General features: G+C 66.3%; 20 protein-coding genes. 13 read left to right on the forward strand and 7 right to left on the reverse strand.

The window, feature by feature from the left end; genetic code table 11:
• The first annotated feature begins 7 nt into the window (after window positions 1-7).
• Window positions 8-1183: a pyridoxal phosphate-dependent aminotransferase gene (locus tag ACP15I_RS02070; RefSeq protein WP_424973702.1), complete on the forward strand. Its 1176-nt coding sequence runs from the start codon at window positions 8-10 to the stop codon at window positions 1181-1183.
• 181 nt (window positions 1184-1364) lie between these two features.
• On the forward strand, window positions 1365-2507 hold the full coding sequence (locus tag ACP15I_RS02075) for an N-acetylmuramoyl-L-alanine amidase (protein ID WP_424974105.1): 1143 nt from the start codon (window positions 1365-1367) through the stop codon (window positions 2505-2507).
• Window positions 2508-2509: 2 nt separating this feature from the next.
• Here ACP15I_RS02075 and ACP15I_RS02080 read toward each other — a convergent pair whose 3' ends face one another.
• Window positions 2510-3124: a class I SAM-dependent DNA methyltransferase gene (locus tag ACP15I_RS02080; protein WP_424973703.1), complete on the reverse strand. Its 615-nt coding sequence runs from the start codon at window positions 3122-3124 to the stop codon at window positions 2510-2512.
• Window positions 3125-3300: 176 nt separating this feature from the next.
• Between ACP15I_RS02080 and ACP15I_RS02085 the strand changes: the two genes are divergently transcribed.
• The 7 genes from ACP15I_RS02085 to ACP15I_RS02115 all read left to right on the forward strand — a co-directional run bounded on the left by ACP15I_RS02085 (window position 3301) and on the right by ACP15I_RS02115 (window position 10264).
• The gene (locus ACP15I_RS02085) at window positions 3301-5826 is read left to right on the forward strand and encodes a penicillin-binding protein 1A (RefSeq protein WP_424973704.1); all 2526 of its coding nucleotides are present in this window, start codon (window positions 3301-3303) and stop codon (window positions 5824-5826) included.
• A 117-nt stretch (window positions 5827-5943) separates the two neighbouring features.
• On the forward strand, window positions 5944-7068 hold the full coding sequence (prfB, locus tag ACP15I_RS02090) for a peptide chain release factor 2 (RefSeq protein ID WP_424973705.1): 1125 nt from the start codon (window positions 5944-5946) through the stop codon (window positions 7066-7068).
• A 101-nt stretch (window positions 7069-7169) separates the two neighbouring features.
• Window positions 7170-7955, forward strand: coding sequence for a DUF2189 domain-containing protein (locus tag ACP15I_RS02095; protein ID WP_424973706.1), 786 nt, complete (start codon window positions 7170-7172; stop codon window positions 7953-7955).
• 192 nt (window positions 7956-8147) lie between these two features.
• Window positions 8148-8474: a hypothetical protein gene (locus ACP15I_RS02100; RefSeq protein ID WP_424964617.1), complete on the forward strand. Its 327-nt coding sequence runs from the start codon at window positions 8148-8150 to the stop codon at window positions 8472-8474.
• 23 nt (window positions 8475-8497) lie between these two features.
• Window positions 8498-9298, forward strand: coding sequence for a DUF2145 domain-containing protein (locus tag ACP15I_RS02105; RefSeq protein WP_424973707.1), 801 nt, complete (start codon window positions 8498-8500; stop codon window positions 9296-9298).
• Window positions 9299-9337: 39 nt separating this feature from the next.
• Window positions 9338-9943 (forward strand): TetR/AcrR family transcriptional regulator, encoded by a 606-nt coding sequence (locus tag ACP15I_RS02110; protein WP_424973708.1) that lies wholly within the window; start codon window positions 9338-9340, stop codon window positions 9941-9943.
• Between the two features lie 198 nt (window positions 9944-10141).
• The gene (locus tag ACP15I_RS02115; RefSeq protein WP_424964614.1) at window positions 10142-10264 is read left to right on the forward strand and encodes an SEC-C metal-binding domain-containing protein; all 123 of its coding nucleotides are present in this window, start codon (window positions 10142-10144) and stop codon (window positions 10262-10264) included.
• 121 nt (window positions 10265-10385) lie between these two features.
• On the opposite strand, the gene ACP15I_RS02120 is transcribed toward ACP15I_RS02115, so the two are convergent.
• The 4 genes from ACP15I_RS02120 to bcp form a co-directional block, all read right to left on the reverse strand.
• Window positions 10386-10892, reverse strand: coding sequence for a bactofilin family protein (locus ACP15I_RS02120; RefSeq protein WP_424964613.1), 507 nt, complete (start codon window positions 10890-10892; stop codon window positions 10386-10388).
• The gene (locus ACP15I_RS02125) at window positions 10882-12216 is read right to left on the reverse strand and encodes a DUF5930 domain-containing protein (protein WP_424964612.1); all 1335 of its coding nucleotides are present in this window, start codon (window positions 12214-12216) and stop codon (window positions 10882-10884) included. Before ACP15I_RS02125 ends, ACP15I_RS02120 begins: the two co-directional genes overlap by 11 nt.
• 166 nt (window positions 12217-12382) lie before the next feature.
• A complete protein-coding gene (locus ACP15I_RS02130) occupies window positions 12383-13240 on the reverse strand; it encodes a ferritin-like domain-containing protein (protein ID WP_424973709.1) in 858 nt (285 codons plus the stop codon).
• A gap of 38 nt (window positions 13241-13278) precedes the next feature.
• Window positions 13279-13740: a thioredoxin-dependent thiol peroxidase gene (gene bcp / locus ACP15I_RS02135; protein ID WP_424964610.1), complete on the reverse strand. Its 462-nt coding sequence runs from the start codon at window positions 13738-13740 to the stop codon at window positions 13279-13281.
• A gap of 92 nt (window positions 13741-13832) precedes the next feature.
• On the opposite strand from bcp, the gene ACP15I_RS02140 reads away from it, so the two are divergent.
• Window positions 13833-17156 (forward strand): AsmA-like C-terminal region-containing protein, encoded by a 3324-nt coding sequence (locus tag ACP15I_RS02140; protein ID WP_424973710.1) that lies wholly within the window; start codon window positions 13833-13835, stop codon window positions 17154-17156.
• A 29-nt stretch (window positions 17157-17185) separates the two neighbouring features.
• Complete coding sequence (gene queA / locus ACP15I_RS02145) at window positions 17186-18241, forward strand: tRNA preQ1(34) S-adenosylmethionine ribosyltransferase-isomerase QueA (RefSeq protein WP_424973711.1); 1056 nt, start codon at window positions 17186-17188, stop codon at window positions 18239-18241.
• A 68-nt stretch (window positions 18242-18309) separates the two neighbouring features.
• Here the strand turns inward: queA and ACP15I_RS02150 are convergent, their stop codons facing one another.
• Together ACP15I_RS02150 and ACP15I_RS02155 are read right to left on the reverse strand one after the other, a co-directional pair.
• A complete protein-coding gene (locus tag ACP15I_RS02150) occupies window positions 18310-18990 on the reverse strand; it encodes a VPLPA-CTERM sorting domain-containing protein (RefSeq protein ID WP_424973712.1) in 681 nt (226 codons plus the stop codon).
• A gap of 131 nt (window positions 18991-19121) precedes the next feature.
• The gene (locus ACP15I_RS02155) at window positions 19122-20507 is read right to left on the reverse strand and encodes a dipeptidase (RefSeq protein WP_424973713.1); all 1386 of its coding nucleotides are present in this window, start codon (window positions 20505-20507) and stop codon (window positions 19122-19124) included.
• 187 nt (window positions 20508-20694) lie between these two features.
• On the opposite strand from ACP15I_RS02155, the gene hemA reads away from it, so the two are divergent.
• Together hemA and ACP15I_RS02165 are read left to right on the forward strand one after the other, a co-directional pair.
• Window positions 20695-21918 carry a 5-aminolevulinate synthase gene (gene hemA, locus ACP15I_RS02160; RefSeq protein WP_424973714.1) on the forward strand — a complete coding sequence of 408 codons (1224 nt, stop codon included), beginning with the start codon at window positions 20695-20697 and terminating at the stop codon, window positions 21916-21918.
• Between the two features lie 216 nt (window positions 21919-22134).
• On the forward strand, window positions 22135-23373 hold the full coding sequence (locus ACP15I_RS02165) for a helix-turn-helix domain-containing protein (RefSeq protein ID WP_424973715.1): 1239 nt from the start codon (window positions 22135-22137) through the stop codon (window positions 23371-23373).

A 23373-nucleotide genomic window follows, 5' to 3' on the forward strand; every position in this document is an offset into this window, starting at 1 on the left:
GGCTGTGATGCAAAACTCAACCCGTGCCGACGTGGATCCGTTTATCGTGATGGATGTCATGGAGGCCGCGCGCCGCGCCGAGGCGGCGGGCCGGGACATCATCCATATGGAAGTGGGTCAGCCCGGCACCGCCGCACCCGCCCCCGCAAGGCAGGCCGTGGCTGCCGCGCTCGAACAGGATGCGCTGGGCTATACGGTGGCGCTGGGCCTGCCGGAATTGCGCGCGGCGATCGCACAGCTCTACGGGCGCTGGTACGATGTGGATCTTGCGCCGGACCGGGTCATCGTCACGGCGGGGTCCTCGGCGGCGTTTCTGCTGGCCTTCACCGCGCTCTTTGATGCGGGCGACCGGGTGGGCGTGGCCGAGCCGGGCTATCCGTCCTATCGCCAGATCCTCAAGGCGCTGTCGTTGACGCCGGTGGGCCTGCCGACCCATGCAGAGCAGGGACATCGCCTGCCGCCCGCAGCCCTCGCCGAGGCGGATATCCGGGGCGCCATCGTGGCCTCGCCGAACAATCCCACGGGCACCATGCTGGATCACGCAGAACTCGGCGGGCTGATCGAGGCCTGCCAGTCCCGGGGCCGCTCCTTCATCTCGGACGAGATCTATCACGGGCTCCATTACGGGGCGCGGGCGGTCTCGGCGCTGGAGATCTCGGAGGATGTCTGTGTCATCAACTCCTTTTCGAAATACTTCTCCATGACCGGCTGGCGGATCGGCTGGATGGTGGTGCCCGAACCGCAGGTCCGCGTGATCGAGCGGCTGGCCCAGAACATGTTCATCTGTGCGCCCCATGCGGCGCAGGTCGCGGCCCTCGGCGCGCTCCAGCCCGAGGCCGAGGCCGAGCTGGAGGCCAATCGCGCGGTCTATGCGGCCAATCGCAAGCTTGTGATCGACGGGCTCACGGCGGCGGGGCTGACCGCCTTCGCGCCGCCCGACGGAGCCTTCTATGTCTATGCGGATGTGGCACATCTGAGTGCTGACAGCCGTGCGCTGGCCGCGGAAATCCTTGCAGAGGCAGGGGTGGCCCTGACCCCGGGGCTCGATTTCGATCCCCATCGCGGGCACCGCACGATTCGTCTGTCCTATGCCCGGGCGACCGGGGATATTGCCGAGGGAATGGCCCGTTTGGCCCGGTTTTTTGCCTCGCGGGCGGTCTCGGCCCCGATGAATGGTTCCTGACACCGGCAGACTTGCCTATACTGCGCCGAAAAAGACTGGCAGGCACAATATGCGTGGGCAGAGCCCCCATCACGGCGGCAGATCGATCCTTGCGACGTGGACAGAGTGTCTTCTCGTTGGGCTGATCTGCCTTCTCTTTGCATCTCCTCTGATCGCGCAAGAGCTTCGGGCTTTGGCGCGGGTGGATCCCGCGACCTCGGCGATCTCAGGCGGATCCGAGCAACTTCAGATCACGCTGGGCCTCTCCCAGGCTGTGCCCTATCGGATCGAGGCGCGGGCCGAGCCGGATCGCATCGTGGTGGAGTTTCGCGAGGTGGATTTCAGCGGGGCCGAGCCGGGCAGCTACCTGACATCGGACGCGTTGCGCGGGGTGATCGCGGGGCCGGCCCAGCCGGGCTGGTCGCGGCTGGAGTTTCTGCTGAGCGCGCCTATGGGGCTCGAGACCGCGGCGATGACCGTCGATGACGCGATCGGGACCGCCCTGCTGGACATCACCCTCGGCGCGGTCTCTCCCGAGGCCTTCGCCGCGACAGCGGTCAAGGGCGATCTGGGTGTCGTGCGGCCCGAGCCGAGGGATTTGCCGGATGAGGCGCAGACCCCGCAGCGACAGCGCGGCGACCGCCCGCTGGTGATCGTGCTCGATCCCGGCCATGGCGGCTTTGACCCCGGGGCCGAGCGGGACGGGGTCTCGGAAGCGGAGCTGATGCTGATCTTTGCCCGCGAGCTGCAGGAGGCGATCATCCGCGAGAGCGGGCACACGGTGCTGCTCACCCGGACCGAGGATGAGTTCATCCCGCTGCCCGACCGGGTGCGTATCGCCCGCGAGGCGTCGGCGGATCTCTTCATCTCGCTCCATGCGGATGCGCTGATCTCCGGGCGCGCCTCGGGTGCGACGGTCTACACGCTCTCCGAGGTCGCCTCGACCGAAGCCTCGGCCAAGCTCGCCGAACGGATGGACCGGGCGTCGCTGCTGGCGGGGATGGACCTGACCGCGCAGGATGACACGCTGGCAGGTGCGCTCATGGATATCGCCCGGCTCGAAGTGATGCCGCGGGCCAACAGCCTTGCGGATAACCTGGTCGCGACCCTGACCGAGACCGTCGGCGATCTGCATAAACGCCCCCGGCAATCGGCGGATTTCTCGGTGCTGCGTGCGCCGGATATCCCTTCGGTTCTGGTCGAGCTGGGCTTTCTCAGCAATGACAATGATCTTGCGCGCCTTCTGTCCTCGGACTGGCGGACGCAGGCCGCCGAGGGGATCCGCCTTGGCATCGATGCCTGGGCCGTGTCCGACGCGGCAGAGGCCAATCTCGTCCGGCAATAGGCTCAGGCCCGGCGGCAGAGCCACCAGCTATGGCGGGTCAGCGCCGGATCATTGGGCCGAAAGCGCAGCACCCGGAACCCGGCCCGTGTCAGCATGGTCCGGTAGCAGAGCGGGTCATGGCTTGCATGATAGACCGGCGCGCCATCCACGGCGCCATAGGCTTCGTCCCGCGCAGGCCCGCTGGAAAAGACCAGCACGCCACCGGGGCGCGTATGGGCGGCAAAGACCGGGAACATCCGGCTCTGCGCCACGGGGTCGAGGTGAAAGAAACTGTCCCAGGCCAGCACCGCGTCAAAGCACCGCCCGAGGGCCAGCCCGCGCATGTCCCGGTGGACCCGGCCCGCGCCGGGCACGTTGCGCCGGTAATGGGCGAGCATCTCGGCGGCGCCATCCACGCCGGTGATCCGGAACCCGCGCCGCCGCAGGTCCTGCGCCAGGGGACGTCCGGTGCCGCATCCCAGATCCAGCAAGTCCCGCCCGGGGGCCGCGCGGTCGAGCGCGTCGAGCATCGGGCGTTCGAACAGCGACGTGTTGCGAATGACCGCATAGCGCGCGGCCTTCCGGCGATAGGTCGGCAGGATGTCGCCGGGCAGGGGACGGGGCGGCTCGGACGGCATGGCTCTCTTCGGGCAAAGTCTCGCTGATCCGCGCAGATTGGCAGGGTTCGGGGTTTAAATCGCCCCCTGACGTCACGACGTTTTGTGTGCTGCGCCACGAACGCGCGCCGAGGGCTTTTGACCGGGGCCGGCTTGGCGCGTATACCGGGCGCGTAACCCTCCGCAGGAGATCGCGTGTGATCCGTTTTGTTGCTGGCTTCTTTGGGGCCCTGTTCTCGACCTTCACCCTTGGGCTGTTTGCCGTGGCGCTCAGCATTGGGGCGGTTTTGTGGATGTATGGGCGGGATCTGCCGGATACCGAGGCGCTGGCCCAATATGCCCCGCCGACGATCAGCCGAATCTATTCCGGCGAAGGGGCACTGATGGACGAGTTCGCGCGCGAGCGCCGGATCTTCGCGCCCGCCGACGAGATCCCCGATCTGGTGAAACAGGCATTCATCTCGGCAGAGGACAAGAATTTCTATTCCCATCGCGGCTATGACCCGCGCGGCATGGCCGCGGCGGCGGTGGACGCGGCCACGGGCGGACCCCTGCGCGGGGCCTCGACCATCACCCAGCAGGTGATGAAGAACTTCCTTCTGGGCGGCGAACGCTCGGCGGAGCGCAAGATCAAGGAGCTGATCCTGTCCTCCCGCATCGAGGAGACCCTGACCAAGGAAGACATCCTCGAGCTTTACATGAACGAGATCTTCCTCGGGCAGAACAGCTTTGGCGTGGCGGCTGCGGCCCAGACCTATTTCAACAAGCCTTTGGCCGAGCTGGAGGCCCATGAGGCGGCGTATCTTGCGGCGCTGCCCAAGGCGCCTTCGACCTACCATCCGGTCCGGGCCTATGACCGCGCGGTGCAGCGGCGCAATTTCGTGCTGCGCGAGATGAACGAGAACGGCTATCTCGACGACGCGGCCTACGAGACCGCGCGCAATGCCCCGCTCGAAACCGTGCAGACCGGCGATATCGCGTCATTCCGCCGGGCCCTGCCGAAGCGGGACTATTTCACGGATGAGATCCGCCGACAGCTCTCGGGTCGGTTCGGCGAGGAAGAGTTCTTCACCGGCGGGTTGTCGATCCGCGCAACCGTGGATCCCACCCTGCAATCGGAAGCGGCCAGCGCGCTGCAGACAGGGCTTGAGAAATACGACCGCAGCCGGGGCGTCTATCGCGGCGCGACCGATCAGATCGATCCGGCGGTGGCCGCCGAGGGCGACTGGGCGGCGGCCCTGGGCGATCTGCGCGTGCCGCGCGATATCGAGGGCTGGCGCCCGGCCGTGGTGCGCGGCTTCCGCGACAGCGGGGCGTTGCTGGGCGTCGAGGATGTCTCGGGCGAGCGCGACCAGATCCTGCCCAACACGGATGTGCGCTGGGCCCGTCCGCGCCGCGCGGATGGCAGCGTCGGCGGCACCGCCAGCCGCGCCAGCGATCTGCTGGAAATCGGCGATGTGATCCATGTGCGGGCGGGCGATGCGGCAAACACGTGGTCCCTGCGCCAGATCCCCGAGGTACAGGGCGGCTTCATGGCCATGGATGTGAACACGGGCCGGGTGCTGGCCATGCAGGGCGGGTTCTCTTACCAGTCCTCGGTGTTCAACCGCGCCACGCAGGCCACGCGTCAGCCGGGCTCCAGCTTCAAGCCGCTGGTCTATGCCGCGGCACTCGACACCGGATATTCGCCGGCCACCATCGTGATCGACGCGCCGATCGAGATCGACACGGGCGGCTCGATCTGGCGCCCGAAGAATGCCTCCAACAAGTTCTATGGGCCTACCCCTCTGCGGACGGGGATCGAACGGTCGCGGAACCTCATGACCGTCCGTCTGGCCCAGGAGGTGGGCATGGATACGGTGGCCCAGTATGCCGAGAGCTTCGGGGTCTATGACACGCTGGAGCCCTATCTCGCCAACGCGCTCGGCAGCCAGGAGACGACCCTGTTCAACATGGTTGCGGCCTACGCGATGTTTGCCAATGGCGGCGAGCGGGTGGAGCCGACCCTCGTGGACCGGGTGCAGGATCGGTGGGGCAAGACCGTCTATCGCCACGACCAGCGGTCCTGCCTCGATTGCGATGCTGACAGCCTTGCCGAGGGCGCCGCCCCGCGGATCATGGCGAACCGGACCCGGGTGATCGACCCGATCACGGCCTATCAGCTGACCTCGATGATGCGCGGCGTGGTGGACCGGGGCACGGCGGCGCGCACGGTCAACCTGCCGGTGCCGATCGCGGGCAAGACGGGCACCACCAATGACGCCAAGGATGTCTGGTTCGTGGGCTTTTCGTCGAACATCGTGGCGGGGTGCTATATCGGCTATGACCGTCCCCGCACGCTGGGGCGCGGCGCCTCCGGGGGCGGCATGTGCGGCCCGGTCTTCAACCAGTTCATGGAGACGGCCATCGCCTCCTATGGCGGCGGGCGTTTCACGGTGCCCGAGGGCGGCCGGTTCGTGAAAATCGACCGGTTCTCCGGCGGGCGGCTCGAAGACAGTGCGAGCGGTGCCAATGTGGTGGCCGAGTATTTCCGCGAGGGCGAAGAGCCGTTTTACGGCGTGGGCGCGATCCTCGATGGCGGCTTTGCCATGGGCACCAACCTGCCGATGTATGCCCCGGGCGAGGACGACAACGCGCGCGAGGTGGTCACCTCCACCGGGCGCACGGCGGTCGTGCCCAATACCGCCAATGTAAGCACTGTGACCGCAGGCGGGCTTTACTGACACCCCCCGCAAGCCGGGCACAACCGGGCAGGGCGGTGCAGCCCTTGCCCGCCCGCGGCCCTTATTCTACACCCGGGATCCGAGGGGGCATCCCTCGCCAAGGGAAAGACCGAACCGATGCGCGCAGAGATACAGAACACCGTCGAGGCCATCCGCAAATCGCTGGAGCTTCTGGCGCAGCGGCTCGATTACGAGACTGCGCCCCATCGGCTCGAGGAATTCAACGCGATGATCGAGGATCCGGACCTGTGGAATGATCAGGCCCGCGCGCAGAAGCTCATGCGCGACCGCCAGATGCTGGTCGATGCCATCGGCACCTATGAGGGGATCCGGCAGGAGCTCGACGACAATATCGAACTCATCGAGCTGGGCGAGATGGAGGACGATGCCGAGGTTGTGGCCGAGGCCGAGGGGGCGCTCAAGGCGCTGACCGAGACCGCCGCCAAGAAAGAGATCGAAGCCCTGCTCGACGGCGAGGCCGACAGCAATGACACCTTCCTCGAGATCAATTCCGGCGCGGGCGGCACCGAAAGCTGTGACTGGGCCTCGATGCTGGCGCGGATGTATGTGCGCTGGGCCGAGGCCAAGGGCTATTCGGTCGAGCTGCAATCCGAGAGTGCGGGAGAAGAGGCGGGCATCAAGTCCGCGGCCTACAAGATCAGCGGCCATAACGCCTACGGCTGGCTGAAATCTGAATCCGGGGTCCATCGGCTCGTCCGGATCAGCCCCTATGATAGTGCGGCGCGGCGGCATACCTCCTTCAGCTCGGTCTGGGTCTATCCGGTGGTGGACGACAATATCGAGATCGAGGTGAACCCGGCGGATATCCGGATTGACACCTATCGTTCCTCCGGGGCCGGGGGGCAGCACGTGAATACGACCGATTCCGCGGTGCGGATCACCCACAACCCCACGGGCATCGTGGTGACCAGCTCCGAGAAGTCGCAGCACCAGAACCGCGATATCGCCATGAAGGCCCTGAAATCCCGGCTCTACCAGCTTGAGCTGGACCGCCGGAACGCCGCGATCAACGAAGCCCATGAGAGCAAGGGTGACGCGGGCTGGGGCAACCAGATCCGGTCCTATGTGTTGCAGCCCTACCAGATGGTGAAGGACCTGCGCACCGGGTTCGAGACTTCGGACACCCAAGGCGTGCTCGACGGGGATCTCGACGGGCTCATGGCGGCGACCTTGGCGCTGCAGGTGTCCGGCAAGAGCCGCGCCGAGGCGCAGGAGGGCTGACACCCTCACGCCGCCCATGCGCGGCATAACTGAGCGGTCCGCCGAACCCACCTTTTCGCATGGGGTGCCCCTTGCTAGGTTTTCGGCAAGGAGGACCCGAGATGTCAGACACAAGCGCCGAGGCCCCGGCGGCCTTTCGTCCCCAAGTGCGTTCGATCACGCGCGAAGACCTGCGCGCGAGCCTGTCGCTCGGCTGGGCGGATTTCAGGAAAGCGCCGGCTTTCGGTTTGTTCTTCAGCGCGGTCTACGTGCTGGGCGGTCTGGCGATGGTGTATATCCTGCTCGCCACTGGCAAGAGCTGGGCGACCCTGCCGATCATCGTGGGCTTTCCACTGATCGGACCCTTTGCGGCGGTGGGGCTCTACGAGGTGAGCCGACGCTTGCAGACCGGCGAGCCGCTGGACTGGGGCGCGGTGCTGGGCGTGGTGGTGGCCGAAAAGAACCGGCAGATGCCCTCGATCGCGGCGGTGATCCTGATCTTCTTTTTGTTCTGGAACTTCCTCGCCCATATGATCTTTGCGCTGTTTCTCGGCCTGGCGGTGATGACCAACATCACCTCCTCCTTCGCGGTGTTCCTGACGCCCAATGGCCTCTTGATGCTGCTGGTGGGCTCTGCGGTGGGGGGCGTGCTGGCCTTCATCCTCTACGCGATCACGGTGGTGAGCCTGCCGCTGCTTCTGGACAAGGAGGTGGATTTCGTGACCGCGATGATCACCTCCTTCTCGGCGGTGACCGAGAACCTGCAGGTGATGCTGGTCTGGGGCGTGCTCGTGGCGGCCCTTCTGGTGATCGGGATGATCCCGGCCTTCGTCGGGTTGCTCGTCGTTCTGCCCCTGCTGGGCCATGCGACGTGGCATCTCTATCAACGCTTGATCACCGAGGCCTGAGCGGCGCAGACCGTCCCGGGTTGCGCTGCCGTAAGGTCATCCAAGACCATCTTTCTTGCAAGAACAGCGGCTTAGGTCGCTGTTTGCCTATTTGCGCAGAAAAAACGTGAACGGCGTTCATGGAAAGCCTTGAAGCCGGCATGGGGCGCTTCCATCTGTTGTGAACATTGTTCACGAAAGAGGAGTAACACCATGCTGACCAAAGCCATGATCCTTGCCACCCTGACCACCCTCGCGGTTGCGCCGGCCTATGCCGGTGCCAGCGAACGCCATTCTGCCGAGGCCTCGACCCATAGCGGGCAGGCGGCCAGCCACGGCTCCGCCGCGGTGGCCAGCGGCGCGGCCAGCGTCACTGCCGTTCCGATCATCGCCGTGGGCAGCGCCATCGCGGTCACCGGCTCCGCCCTTGCGGAAGTGGGGGACAGCACGCTCGAACTGGGCAGCGAGCTCAGCACGCTCGACACCTATGCCGAGCCCGTGATGATCCCGGCGCCGAATGGCCCGCCGAGCCTGGACTGAGCGCAAGAGAGGGGAGAGTTCTGATGCGACGTTTCTTCATGATGTTCTGGCTGGCCCTCGCGGTTGCCTTTCCGACCCTCGCCCCGGCGGGCAGCAGTGAGGCGGGCACCCCCCGTCTCCCTGCGGCCGAAGTCGCGGCGTTTTCCAACAAGCTGCAACAGGATCTGGCGGCGCGCGGGGCCAATGTGGCCATCGTAGCGCGGATGGGGCGGGATCCGTCCGCGTTGCCAGCCGGGGTGCGCTACACCCATGTGGGGTTCTGGGTCTATTCCCGGATCACCCAGTCGGATGGCACGACGGGCCTCGGCTACCGGGTCTACAACCTCTACCAGCAGAGCGATGACCCGACCCGCAGCCAGCTGATCCAGGACAGCCCGGCGGATTTCTTTGCCGGGGCGCATCGGCTGGATGCCGGTGTGATCATCCCCGAGCCGCAGTTGCAGCGCAAACTGCTGGGCACGATCAACAGCCCGCGCTACGCCCAGTTGCACAACCCGCACTACGCCGTGCTGGCCAACCCGCGCACGATCCGGTTCCAGAACTGCACCGAGCATACGCTCGATGTGCTGATGGCGAGCCTCTATGGCACCAGCGATGTGGGGCAGATCAAGGCAAATATCGCGGCCTATTTTGAGCCGCAGCCGATCGTACTTGGGGGGCTCAAGCGGACCCTGGCCCCGATGGCTTCAGGGGCGCTGACCACGCAGGACCATGGCCGCCACGTGGCGACGACCACCTTTGGCGCGCTGGCCCGGTTCATGGAGGGGCATGACCTCGCCATGACCGTCTACCGCATGACGCCCGATCATGTGGCCCGGTTCTAGGATTTGACATGGGCGGGGGATTGTCCCAACTACGCGGACATGGCTGAGCAGCGCACCATGTCGAAACGGGACCAGAACCTCGCCCAGATCCGCGAGAAGGCGACCGAAATTGCCGAGCGCATCGTCCTCGAACAGGGGCGCGATGCGCTCAGCGCGCGGGGGCTGGCCGCCGAGATCGGGGTCTCTGTCGGCTCGCTCTATAATGCGGTCGGGGATCTGGAAACGCTGCTACGCACCGTGATCGCGAAATCCGCGGGGATCCTGTCGCGGGCCCTCGAAACCGCCGTCGCCTCGGCACCGCAGGACAAGCGGGCCCGGCTCGTGGCACTGGGGGAGGCCTATTTCGACTTCGCCCTGACCGAGCCGCAGCGCTGGTGGCTGTTGTTCGAGTACCGCGCCCATGCCGTGCCCGATCAGAAGATGCAGGATTTTCAGGCCCGGCTGCTCGAGATGCTGATCCGCGCGGGCGAGGGGGATGTGAGTTCGGACCGCCACCGGCAGGTCTTCCTGCAGCTTTGGGCGTCCGTGCATGGGTTGGTGACGCTCGCCTGTCGACCCACCATCGTCACCGTCGATCCGGTCGAGGCGCGCACCTATATCGGCGAGCTCGTCGATACCGGCCTGCATGTGGTGGCGGAAAGCTGACGCCCCCGGCGTTGCCTTGCAGTCTGGGGGAAACAGCGTATACGCGCTCTCTCGCAAACCACAGATGATGGAGGATCCCATGGCAAAACGCATGACCCCCGAAGATCGCGCCTCCTTTCGAGGTGATGTCCAAGCGGCGTAAATCCTTCCCGTCCGAAACGCGCGTCAAAACCGGCGTGCAAATGGTGCGCGGGCGATGTGGAACTGCTGGAGAAGCTCGGGCGCAATGATCCCTGTCCCTGCGGCTCGGGCAAGCGCTTCAAGCGTTGCTGCCTCAAGGGCGGCCGGTTCGATGGCAGTCTCCGGGACCACTACTTTTAGAGAGCGTGGATGACACCGCCCCTCGGCCCGTGCGGGCAGGGGGCAAAAGGAAACCGCCGAAAGCGATGCTCTCGGCGGCTCCGAATTCTGAACTGAGGGCCCTGCGGCCCCGGCTTGGCGCTCAGCCGTTCTGTGCCGGGGGCTGCTTGGGCGCTTTCTGCTTGCCGCCGCCGCCGCCGAGCGGATCGTCCTGCCGCTGCACGGAGCCTTCGAAATGCGCACCGCTCTCGATGGCGATGGTCTTGTGGATGATGTCACCCTCAACCCGCGCAGTGGAGGTCAGGCGGACCTTCAGGCCCCGCACGCGGCCGATGACGCGGCCATTCACGATCACGTCGTCCGCCACAACCTCGCCATTCACGGTGGCGCCTTCGCCCACGGTCAGCAGATGGGCATGGATATCCCCCTCGACCTGACCTTCGATCTGGATGTCACCGGAGGTGCGCAGGTTGCCCACGACCTTGAGGTCCGAAGACAGGATCGACGGGGCCGGTTTCGGCTTTGCCGAAGCAACGGGCTTGCTGTCGGACATGGAGGCGCGCGGCACGGCCGGAGCGGGGGCGCCGTCTGCGCCTTCGGCGTCGCCAGCCTTTGGTCCGGGCTCGTTGATTCGGGATTTAGAGAACATTCTTGCCTGCCTTGATAAAGCTCATCGGATTAACGGGTTTGCCAGACTGATGCACCTCGTAGTGGAGGTGCACACCGGTGGACCGGCCCGTGCTTCCCATATCACCGATCCGCTCACCACGCGAGACCCGTTGACCTTCTTTTACACGCAGTTTCGACATGTGCGCGTAGACTGTTTCATACCCGAAGGCGTGGCGGATCTTGACCATCCGCCCGAAGCCGCGATTCCAGCCCGCCTTGACCACGACGCCCTCGGCGGTCGAATAGATCGGCGTGCCCAGAGAGGCGGCGAAATCTGTGCCCTTGTGCATCCGCGTGCCACCGCCCTTGGGGTCCCGGCGATAGCCGAACGGGCTGGTGAAGCGGAACGAGGATTTGACCGGCATGGCAAAGGGCAGCTGGTCCACGGCCATGCGGTGCAGGTTCAACCGGTCGAGCCCGGCGAGGATCTGCTCGGTGCGGTAGCTCAGCTCATCCTGAGGCAGGCTGCGGGTCGAGAAGCTCATGGGCACGAGCGGGCCGCCCTGACCCGAGGTGGAGCGACGGATCTCTTCGAGGATGCGGTCGGCGGGGACACCGGCCTCTTCGAACATCCGCTCCAGCGGGGCGACCGAAACGGTCACGGCATCCTCGAGGATCTCGAAGACGCGGTTGTTGCGCTCGGCCGTCAATTGCTGGGTCAGCAGCAGTTCTTCGATCTCGGCGGTCGCGGCGCTGTGGGCGCCCTCCAGACCGTCCCGCTCGGCGGCGGTGCCGGTCAGGGCATCTGTGAGGAAGGCGAGGGTCATTTCGAGATCGCGCATCTGCGCGGCCTCGGTCGTGCCTGTGCCGGTCAGGGCGGCCAGCTCGCGGGCGGCCTCTTCCTGTGCGGCGCGGGCGGCATCCCGTTCGGCCATGGCCGTGCGCAGGGTCGACTGAACCACGGCAACGCCGGTCTCAAGCTCGCTACGCTGTTCTTCCGAGGCCAGTAGCTGCGACTGCATGCGGCTGACCTGCTCCAGCGCCAGCGTGAACCGCTCCTGCGCGGCGCGAGCCTCCTCGGCGCGGGCGTCCCGCTCCACGGACAGGGCGTTGAGCCGCTCGGCATACATCTGCTGGTCGCGCGCGGCCTGATCCCGGGCCTCACCCGCGCCCAGGCTGGTGATCAGCACCATCGCCGAGGCGAAGGCCGTCCATGTCAGCAGAGCCGCCCCGCCCACGGCCATGGCCGCTTGCGTGCCGCTCGACAAGCGCACGAAGCGCGTCGCATCGTCGGATTTCAGAAAGAGACGTTTTTCGGGGAAGATCCCCTCCAGACGCTTCGAGAAACGCGTGTGTACTGCCAATGCCCCAGTTCCCCAACCTTTGTGCGCCTTGTTCGCACCCTATAGGGCAACAGCGCTTACGTGTTGGTAGGCCATCTGGTGTCGCAGATGCAAGTTACACGGGCAGTTCGGCGCGCAAGCGCCTTGTTTTGCTGGATATGGGCAAATTTCCGCCGATTTTCCTGCTCTATTTTTCAGCTTTCGGTGAAACCTGATCGGCTGGCTCGGTCAGGGGCCAGTAGAAATCCGGCGGCAAACCGGCCTCGGCGCGCTTTTCCTCATTGAACGGCGGTTTGAGCGGGCCGTGGAAATAGGTGCGCACCAGTCGGTGGAAGGCGTCCTTGGGGTCAAGGTCATGGCGGCCGCAGAGGAAGTGGAACCACTTCGCGCCGTAAGCCACATGCCCGACCTCTTCGCCATAGATCACCTCGAGCGCCTCGACCGCCCGGTCATCCTTGGCGCGGCGAAAGATCTCGATCATCCCCGGCGTGACGTCGAGCCCGCGCGCCTCGAGCACCATGGGCACCACCGCGAGGCGCCCCATGAAATCGTCGATGGTATCCTCGGCCGCCCGCCACATGCCCGCATGGGCCGCAAGCGCACCATAATGGCTGCCGGTGGCTTCAAGGCAGTCGGACACGAGGTCGAAATGTTTGGATTCTTCGTCCGCGGCCTTGACCCAGTCATCGTAGAACCCGATCGGCATGGGCGTGTCCGTGAACCGCGCGATGATATCCCAGTGCAGGTCCACCGCATTCAGCTCGATATGCGCCACCGCGTGGAGGATCGCCTGCCGACCCTCCAGGGTGCCGGGCTTGCGGCGCGGTACATCCCGAGGGGATAAAAGCTCGGGTTTCTCTGGTCTTGCGGGCCGAAGTGGAGGTTGCGCCACACCGACCGGCATGGGGGTGCCACTGCTGCGTGCGGTGAACCAGGCCTCGGCACAGGCCCGGCTCAGGGCCGTTTTCGCGCGCCCGTCGGCCGTGCGCAGAACAGCATCGGCGCAGGCGGCCAGGGTTTGCGGCAAAGGGTCAGGGCGGGTCATCGGGCAGCGCTCCGTTACGGGGGGACCCGCCCCTTGGATCACAGGGCCTTGACGGCCTCAAGCACCTCTTCGACATGGCCGGGGACCTTCACCTTGCGCCAGATATTGCGCACGACGCCCTCGCCATCGACCAGAAACGTGGCCCGCTCGATGCCCATATAGGTCTTGCCGTACATCTTCTTTTCGACCCAGGTGCCCCAATCCTCGCAGACCGAGCCTTCCTCGTCGCTGACCAGCGCCACGCTCAGCCCGTGCTTGTCGCGGAACTTGTCATGCTTCTTCACGCTATCTTTGGACACACCGATCACCGTGGCCCCGGCGGCGGTGAAGGCGTCCAGATGCTCGGAAAAGCCGATCGCCTCTTTCGTGCAGCCGGGCGTGTCATCCTTGGGGTAGAAATAGAGCACGACCTTCTGCGGTTTCTGGGCCGACAGGGTCAGCGTGTCGCCGCCGTCTCGGGGCAGGGTGAAGTCAGGGGCGGTTTGGCCTGTTTCGATCATGGTATCCTCGCTGTACACTCCGCCCAAGGGTAGCCGCCAAAGACCGGAAAGAAAGGCCCCGATCCAAGAACACCGTTGAGGAAACCACGCAGGTGAGCATCGATCCCAGCGACAGAGCCGCGCCCGCGCGCTCGGCAGAGCGGTCCGGGCCGCGCCGCAGGCGTGCGCGGTCGGGGCTCGTGGTTCTGCTGGCGGCGGCGGTGCTTCTGGTGGCGTTCGGGGGATTGGCGGCACTGGCCCTGCGCGGCAGCGTTGCGGTGCCCGCCGTCGTCGTGGACCGGATCGAAGCCCGGCTCGACACCCTGCTTGACGGGGTGGCCGCCGCGGATCTCGGCGCGATGGAGCTGTCGCTCAGTGCTGCCGGGCGCCCGCGTCTCCGGCTTCGCGATGTGACCCTGCGCGCCACGCGCAGCGGCGAGACTGTGACCTTGCCCGAGCTTGAGGTGTCCTTCGCCCGACGCGCGCTGATGCGGGCCGAGATCCAGCCCGAGCGTATCCGGCTCGAGGGGGCGCGCCTGCGGCTGAGCCGGGACGAGACTGGCCTTCTGAGCCTTGCCCTGCCGTCGCAGGGGGCCCAGACGCCTGCGCTCGCACTGCCGGATCTGGTGGCGCAGGTGACGGATGCGTTTCAGGCGCCGGTCCTGAGCTCGCTGCGGGATGTCGAGCTGTCGGGCCTAACGCTGGATGTCACGGCGGCGGGGGCCGGCGCGCCGGTGACGCTGAGCGACGGGGTGGCGCGGCTCGATGTCGGGCGCGGGGGGCTCGAGCTTTCGGCCGCGTTCGAGCTGCCCGAGGCCGGGGCGACGGCGCAGTTCGGCCTGCGTAGCCCTGCATCCGCACCCGGGATCGCCTTCGAGCTTGCGGTTGCCACATTGCCCGTGCCGCTTCTGGCCGAGCAAGTGCCCGCCCTCGCCCCGCTGGCCCGCTATGGCGGGAGCCTCTCGGGCCGGGTCGCGGGCGCACTCAGCGCCGAAGGGCAGCTCTCCACGCTGTCGGGTCAGCTTTCGATGGGTCCCGGACGGGTGGATCTGGGCACACGTCTGGGCCGCGCGGTGGTGGAGCATGGGGCGGCGACCTGGATATACGATCCGGCACAGCGGCGCGTGCATGTGGATGACATGATCCTCGTGTCGGACCGGCTCCGCGCCAGGGGGGCGGCCTATGTCGAGGCGCGCCCAAGCCCGGGGCCGTCCCCGGCCAATGCGGTTTTTCAGCTGGATCTGACCGAGATCTGGGCCGATGCGGATCCGTTTCTCGCCGGCCCGGTCGCGGTCGCGCGGGTGCTGACCTCCGGCTGGTGGCAAGGCGCGACGCGCGAGGTGGATTTCGGCCAGATCCTCGTGTCGGATATCGATGGCGCGGCCAGCATCACCGGCCATGGCGCGGCGCGGATCCCGGCGGAGGCGCCCTTCACCGCCGAGTTCGCCTTCGCCAGTGCCGCGCTCCCGGCGGAGCGTATCCTGGAATTCTGGCCCGCGACCGGCCGGGCCGTGCGCCCGGGCACATGGCTGCGCCAGAACCTCGCGGCCGGGCAGCTCGAGAATATCACCGCCCATCTGCGCCTGACCCAGGGGGAGCGGCCCAAGCTCGCCGCGAGCTTTGACTTCGATCAGGCGGAGGTGCGGGTGCTGCCTGCCTTTCCGCCCGTGCGCGGTGGGCGCGGGCACGGGGTGATCTTCGACCATACGCTCACGATCACCGCCAGCGCCGGACAGATGGACAGCGACGCGAACGGGCCGGTGGACCTGACGGGCACGACCTTTCAGATCTCCGATACGCGGGTGCGGGGCGGCCCGGCGGACCTGCATCTGCGGGCCTCGGGCAGCATTCCGGCGGCTTTCGACGTGCTCGACCGGCACCCGGTTCTGCTGTCCGAGAAACTGCGTCTGCCGGCGGATCGGCTCAGTGGGACGGCCCGGGCCGAGGGGGATCTGCGCGTGCCTCTGCGCAAGGGGGCGAAGATGGACCTCAACACGCTGGCGCTGACGGCGCAGCTATCGGATGTGGTCTTCGACGAGGTTGCGCCGGATCGCGACCTTGCCGAGGGCGAAGTGACGATCCGCATCTCCGACGGGGCGGTGACCCTGAACGGGGCCGGTGCGCTTGAGGACGTACCGCTCGATATCGGCCTGGTCCGGCAGCTGGCCACCCCCGGCGCCGAGGGAACCGAGGTGACCGGCACTGCCATGGTCAGCGATGCCGGGTTGCAGGCTCTGGGCGTCCGTCTGCCGCCGGGCACGCTCAGCGGGCGGACCGAGGCGGACTACCGCCTGACCCTGATGCCCGGGCGCGCTCCGCGTCTGACGCTGGAGACCGATATGCGCGGGCTTGGGGTGCGGATCCCGGCGCTTGGCTGGCAAAAGGCCGAGGGCATCGAGGGCGCGCTCTCCATGGCGCTGGAGCTTGGGCCCGACCCGGCGGTCGAGGCGTTTCGCCTCGCGGCCCCCGGTTTTCTCGCCGAAGGCGCGATCAGCCTGCGGCCCGAAGGGGCAGGGGTGGACCGGATGACCCTGGACCGGGTGCGGATCGGGTCCTGGCTGGACGCACAGGGCGTGCTGACCGGGCGCGGGGCGAATGTGCCGCCCGCCGTGGCCCTGGCCGGCGGGGTGCTCGACCTGCGCGCGCTGCCCAAGGGGAGTACCCGACCGGGCAGCGGCGCTGCGGGGCGGCCGAGCGAGATCCCGCTCCGGCTTGATCGGGTCATTGTATCGGACACGCTCAGCCTGCAATCGGTGCAGGGCGCGATCCTGACCGATGATGTGATCGGCGGGCGGCTGACCGCAAGGGCCAACGGGGGCGCACCGGTGGAGATCACCCTGACCCGTGGCGCGCGCAACACCCAGCTGGTGCGGGTGACCAGCGCCGATGCGGGCGCGGTGCTGCGCGATGCGGGCGTGCTGCGCACCCTGCAGGGCGGCGCGCTCGACCTGCGGCTCGAGGCCCGTCCCGGCACGCCGATCTATGATGGCACGCTTGAGATTGCGGATGGCCGATTGATCGAAACCCCGGGTGCGATGCAGTTCCTCTCGGCGATCAGCGTCGTCGGCCTGCTGGACCAGATGGCCAATGGCGGGATCGCCTTCAGCACCATCGCGACCGGGCTGAGCTTCTCGCCGGAGGGGATCACCCTGCGCGAGGGGCGGGCCAATGGTCCGGCCATCGGGATCACCTTCGAGGGGGCGGTGATGCCCGCCCAGAACGCGCTGGACCTGCAGGGGGTGGTGTCGCCGATCTACATGCTCAACGGGTTGGGGGGCGCGCTCATGGCGCGGCGCGGCGAGGGGCTCTTGGGCGTGAGCTACCGTGTGAGCGGCTCGCCCCAGCAGCCCGAGCTGCAGGTCAATCCGCTGTCGCTCTTGACACCGGGCGTGTTTCGCGACCTTTTCCGCCGCGCGCCCCCTGACCTGACGCAATAGCGTCTCTGCCAAACGGAGCGGATCTGCCCGTGCATCTGAGTGATTTCGATTTCGATCTGCCTGACACGCTGATCGCCACCCGCCCGGTGCGCCCGCGCTCTTCTGCGCGGCTTCTGGTGGCCGAGGGGGCGGCAGCCCTGCGCGATCGCCACGTGACCGACCTGGTCTCGGAACTGGGGCCGGGGGACCGGCTGGTGCTGAACAACACCAAGGTGATCCCGGCGCGGCTTTTCGGGACCCGGACCCGCAACTCGGCTCAGGGGAGGGTGACCGCGAAGGTCGAGATCACCCTGCTGGAGCCGGCCGCCGAGGGCTGGATGGCGCTTGCCAAACCCCTGCGCAAGCTGGCCGAGGGAGAAGAGATCGTGTTCTCCGACGCCCTGCGCGCCACGGTCGCCGAAAAGATCGACGGCCATGTGCGCCTGATCTTTGGCCTGACGGGGGAGGATTTCGACGCCGCCCTGGCCGAGGCCGGGGCGATGCCCCTGCCGCCCTATATCGCCGCCAAGCGCCCGGCGGATGCCCGCGATCACGAGGATTACCAGACGGTCTTTGCCGAGCGCTCGGGGGCGGTGGCCGCGCCCACGGCCTCGCTCCATTTCGACGCGCCGCTTCTGGAGGCCCTGCGTGCGCGCGGGGTGCAATTCTCCCATGTCACGCTGCATGTGGGGGCCGGGACTTTCCTGCCGGTGAAGGTCGAGGACGTGACCACCCACAAGATGCACGCGGAATGGGGCGAGATCAGTGCCGAGGCCGCTGCCGAGATTTCGGCCACGCGCGCTGCTGGCGGGCGGGTGATCCCCGTGGGCACCACGGCCCTGCGCCTGATCGAGACCGCCGCGGCGGAGGACGGCAGCCTGAGCGCCTGGGAAGGGGACACGGATATCTTCATCTATCCCGGCTACCGGTTCAAGATCACCGATGGGCTGATGACCAATTTCCACCTGCCGAAATCGACTCTGATGATGCTGGTCAGCGCCCTGATGGGGGCCGAGCGGATCCGCGAGATCTATGCCCACGCCATTGCCGAGCGCTACAGGTTCTTTTCCTACGGTGACAGTTCGCTGCTCTTGCCCGCCCGCTGAGGCGCGCGTAAAAAAGCCGCCCGGGTTACCGGACGGCTCTGCAGGCCGAGGCCATATATCTGTTCGGGTCAGGCGCTGCGCTTGCGCAAGCGTGCGACACCCAATCCGCCCATCGCCGACAGCAGCAGCCACGCCCCTGCGGGCAACGGAATGGGCGTCGTTGCAACGAGTTCATTCGGAACCGTGTTGATGTCCTTGGAGCTGCCGCCACCGCCATTGGGCGCGGCGCCGAGGCTTTGGGACCGGATGCCCACCCGCGTCAGGGTCGACGTGGACAGCATGAAGGTGTCCGACACATCGAGGTCGAAGCTCAGGCTCGTGATCGAGCCATTCGCGCTGCCCTGGGCGCCGACGCGCAGGATGTAGTCGAAATCGTCGCTGGTCGCGCCATTCCAGTTGCACCCGCCATTGCCGCAGCTGGTGCTGTCGGTAAAGAACCCGGTAATGCCCTCACCCGTCGACGAGGTGAAGTTGCTGATATCGGATTGGGTCAGGCCGGTATCGGCCAGATCGAAGGCAAAGCCCAGAATGTCACCGGTTGCCGACGACCCTGCATCGATGCTCACATCGAAGGACAGGATGCCGGCGGTGTCATCATTGACCGAGACGCGCCAATCGACTTGTTCATTCGCGCCTGGGTTGTTGTAGGTCCATCCCGGGGATGCAAACTCGACCGTCGTGGCCTGTGCAATCCCTGCGCTTAATCCAAGCGTGGTGGCGATGGCCACCAGAGTTGTTTTGTAGTCCATTACTCGTTCCCTCTTCACACATACATGCAAATGCAAAATGTTAAACTGCGTGTATTTTAATCTCAAAAGCGCCTAAAAGGCAATCGTTTTGAAATGGAGCACAATCAACCCTTTCGGGATGTATAGGCCGTTCATCCCGCGACTTTCCCGAGGAAACGTGCCCAACTCCGCGTCCCTTTGCGGAAGCTTTCCACGTCGTATTTCTCATTAGGCGAGTGCAGGCCGTCATCGGATTTTCCGAACCCGGCCAGCAGCGAATCGATCCCGAGGATTGTCTGGAAATAGCCCGCCACGGGGATCGACCCGCCAGCCCCGGTAAAGGCAGCGGGGGTTTCCCATTCCTCCGTCAGCGCTTCGCGGGCCAGTTCAAAGGCCGGATGTGTTGTGTTCATGTGAGAGGCCGGGCCCGCGCCGTGATTGGTGAATGCCACGGTGACATCGGCGGGCAGGGCGGCCTCCACATAGGAGCGCAGTGCGTCGAGGATCGCCTGCGGGTCCTGCTGCCCCACGAGGCGGAAGCTGATCTTGGCGCTGGCCTGGCTCGGCAGCACGGTCTTGAACCCCGCGCCGGTGTAGCCGCCGGTGATCCCGTTGATCTCGCAGGTCGGGCGGGACCACAGCATCTCGAGCGCCGAAAACCCGTCCTCGCCCGCCAGCTCCGACAAGTCGACTTCGCCGAGAAAGCCCGCCGCATCGAACCCGAGCGCCTCCCAGGAGGCGAGCTGCTCTGCCGGAACCTCGGGCACGCCTTCGTAGAAACCGGGCAGGGTCACGCGCCCGGTCTCGTCATGGAGCCCGGCGAGGATCCGGCTCAGGATGCGGATCGGGTTGGCCGCCGGGCCGCCAAAGCCACCGGAATGCAGGTCGCGATCCGCGCCGGTCAGGGTGATCTCGATCCCCGCCAACCCGCGCAGGGAGGTGATGATCGACGGCGCCCGGTCGTCAAAGAGCCCGGTGTCGCAGATCAGGGCGAGATCGGCCTTCAGCAGGTCCTTGTTGCCTTCGAGGAAGGGGATGAGGGAGGGCGAGCCGCTCTCCTCCTCGCCCTCGAAGAAAAAGACCACTTCCATGGGCAGGGTCTCGTGATGGGCCAACCAGGCGCGGCAGGCGGCGATGAAGGTCATCAGCTGCCCCTTGTCGTCACACGCGCCACGTCCGCGAATGACCTGCCCCTTGGGCGTGTCCTGCAGCTCGGGCTCGAAGGGCGGTCTGTCCCACAGGTCGAGCGGGTCGACAGGCTGCACGTCGTAATGGCCGTAAAACAGCATGCGGGGCCCGTCGCCCGGCAGGTGCCCGACCACCATCGGATGGCCCGGGGTTGGGTGCTTGGCGGCCGTGGCCCCCAGCGAGGCAAGCTCCGCCACCAGCCAGTCGGCCGCAGCGTCGCAATCCCGGGCATGGGCCGGATCGGTGGAGATCGAGGGGATGCGCAGCAGGGCCATCAACCGGTCCAGTTCCTGCGGCAATTCGGCATCGATATGGTGGAGAACGGCGCTCAAATCGGGGGTCGGGGACATCTGGCCTCAGCATATTCAAAGGTGTATTCGCGGCGCAGGGTATCCCAACCGACCCGGGTGTCCAGTCGATCTGCCACGCCCAGAGGTTGATCTTGGTCAATGCAGCGTCATTTTGCGCCTTGTTAAACATCGTCAACGCCGCCTAGCTATGCGGTGTCAGCGATACTCAAAGCCCTAGGAGAGCCCCTTGGACTATACCGGCCATCTCGACACCGCCCTGCAACGCCTGCATGACGAAGGCCGTTATCGCACCTTCATCGATATCGCCCGCAAGAAAGACGCCTTCCCCCATGCGGTCTGGACCCGGCCCGACGGGACCGAGCAGGACATCACCGTGTGGTGCGGGAACGACTATCTGGGCATGGGCCAGCACCCGGTCGTGCTCGACGCCATGCACGAAGCCCTTGACGCCACCGGCGCGGGCTCGGGCGGGACGCGCAACATTTCCGGCACCACGGTCTTTCACAATGCGCTGGAGGACGAGCTCGCCGACCTGCACCAGAAAGAGGCGGCGCTGCTCTTTACCTCGGCCTATATCGCCAATGACGCGACGCTTTCGACCCTGCCGATCCTGTTCCCGGGGCTGCACATCATCTCGGATGAGCTGAACCACGCCTCGATGATCCAGGGCATTCGTCACGGCAACTGCCCCAAGCATATCTTCCGCCACAACGATCTGGCGCATCTGCGCGAGATCCTCGAAGGTCTGCCCAAGGACGCGCCCAAGGTGATCGCCTTTGAATCGGTCTATTCCATGGATGGCGATTTCGGCCCGATCGCGGCGATCTGTGATCTCGCGGATGAGTTCGGCGCGCTGACCTATATCGATGAGGTTCACGCGGTTGGCATGTATGGTGCGCGCGGGGCAGGGGTCTGCGAAGAGCTGGGCCTGATGGACCGGATCGACATCATCAACGGCACGCTGGGCAAGGCCTTTGGCGTGATGGGGGGCTATATCGCCGCCTCGGCCAAGATGGTGGATGCGGTACGCTCCTATGCGCCGGGCTTCATCTTCACGACGTCGATCCCGCCGACCATTGCCGCCGGTGCTGCGGCCTCCGTGCGACACCTCAAGGGCGACACGGCCCGTCGCGAGGCCCATCAGATGGGCGCCAAGATCCTCAAGATGCGGCTCAAGGCGCTGGGCCTGCCGATCATCGATCATGGCAGCCATATCGTGCCCGTGCATGTGGGCGATCCGGTGAAATGCAAGATGATCTCGGACCGTCTGCTGGCGGATCACGGCATCTATGTGCAGCCGATCAACTTCCCCACCGTACCGCGGGGGACCGAGCGCCTGCGCTTCACCCCGTCGCCCGTGCATACGCCCGAGATGATCTCGAAACTGGTGCATGCGATGGACGAGCTGTGGAGCCATTGTGCCCTGTCGCGGCAGGAGATGAGCGCCTGACAGCGTTCTGGCCTCGCAGCGGGTCGCCTAAAAAACAGGATCAAGCCGCGGAAATCCCGCGGCTTTTTGCTTATGTGACGTGCGGTTTCGGCAGGAATCGCCCCGGTCCCAATTTTAACTGCCCCTTGAAAGGGGATATGGTACCGTCTCAATCAGGCAGACAGCACTCGAATCGGTCAAACCCGGTGAACAGGTGCGACATCAAGGGCAGGTGGCATGATCGGGCGCAAGACACCGCGCACGGAAGAAGAGACGTCTAACCTGAAGGGGTTCGACGACTACGCCCTGTCGCTTGGCGATGTGATGCGCGGCGAACGCGCGACCCTCAACAAATCCCTGCTCGATGTGCAGCGCGAATTGCGCATCAAGGCCCCGTATATTGTCGCGATCGAGAATGCGGATCCGGCGGTGTTCGACACGCCGGGCTTCATCGCGGGCTATGTTCGCTCCTATTCGCGCTATCTCGGGCTCGATCCCGACTGGGCGTTCCAGAAGTTCTGCGAAGAGAGCGGGTTTTCCGGCGTCCATGGCATGCAGCCCGAGGCAAGCAGCCCGCGACCGGGGGCGAGTGCGGAGCCTGCCAAGCGTGGACGTCGCCGCGCGAAAGTCGAAGAGGACCCGCTTCTGGCCTCGGCCACCGCCCTGATGCCCCAGCGACCCTCACCCTTTGAGGGGATGAATGCAGGCGCGCTTGGCTCTTTCGTGGTGCTCGCCGGTTTGATCGGGATGCTCGGCTATGGCGGCTACTCGATCCTGCAGGAGGTGCAGCGCGTGACCGTCGCCCCGGTGGACACGGCCCCCGTGCTGGAGCCGGAGCTCGATCCCCTGTCCACCCGCAACATTGCCCAGCAAGCGACCGTGACCACCGATGTGGTAACCCCCTCGCAAGAGGCGCTGGGCCGGCTCTATCGTCCCAAGGCGCTGGATGCGCCGATCCTCGTGGCCCGCGACGGGCCGATCGGGATCATCGATCCCGAGACCGTGGGGGTCTGGCGCGCGCCTGCGGCGCCCAGCTCCATGGACATCGCCATTGCCGAGGCGACCGCCAAAACCGCAGACCCCGTGCCGCCGGTGCAGGTCGTCGCCCCGCCGCCGCCCGTCGTTGCCATCGTTGCCCAGCGTCCGGCCTGGGTGCGCGTGCGCGCAGCCGATAACACGATCCTGCTGGAGAAGATCCTAGATGCCGGGGAGAGCTTCGTCCTTCCGAATTCCGAGGAGCCTGCGACCTTGCGCGCGGGCAATTCCGGCGACGTCTATTTCCTCGTGGATGGGGACACGTTCGGTCCCGCCGGGGCACCGGGGGCCGTGGCGTCCAACGTGGTTCTGTCCCGTGAGACCCTGAGCACGGATTACGCCCTCGCCGATCTCGACGGCGATGCCGCCCTGCGCGAGGTGATCGCCACAGCCGAAGCCCGCATCCTCGACCTGCCCCCGGATCCCGAAGGGGCCGAATAG

The organism is Dinoroseobacter sp. S124A, from assembly GCF_049801015.1.
Classification (GTDB): domain Bacteria; phylum Pseudomonadota; class Alphaproteobacteria; order Rhodobacterales; family Rhodobacteraceae; genus Dinoroseobacter.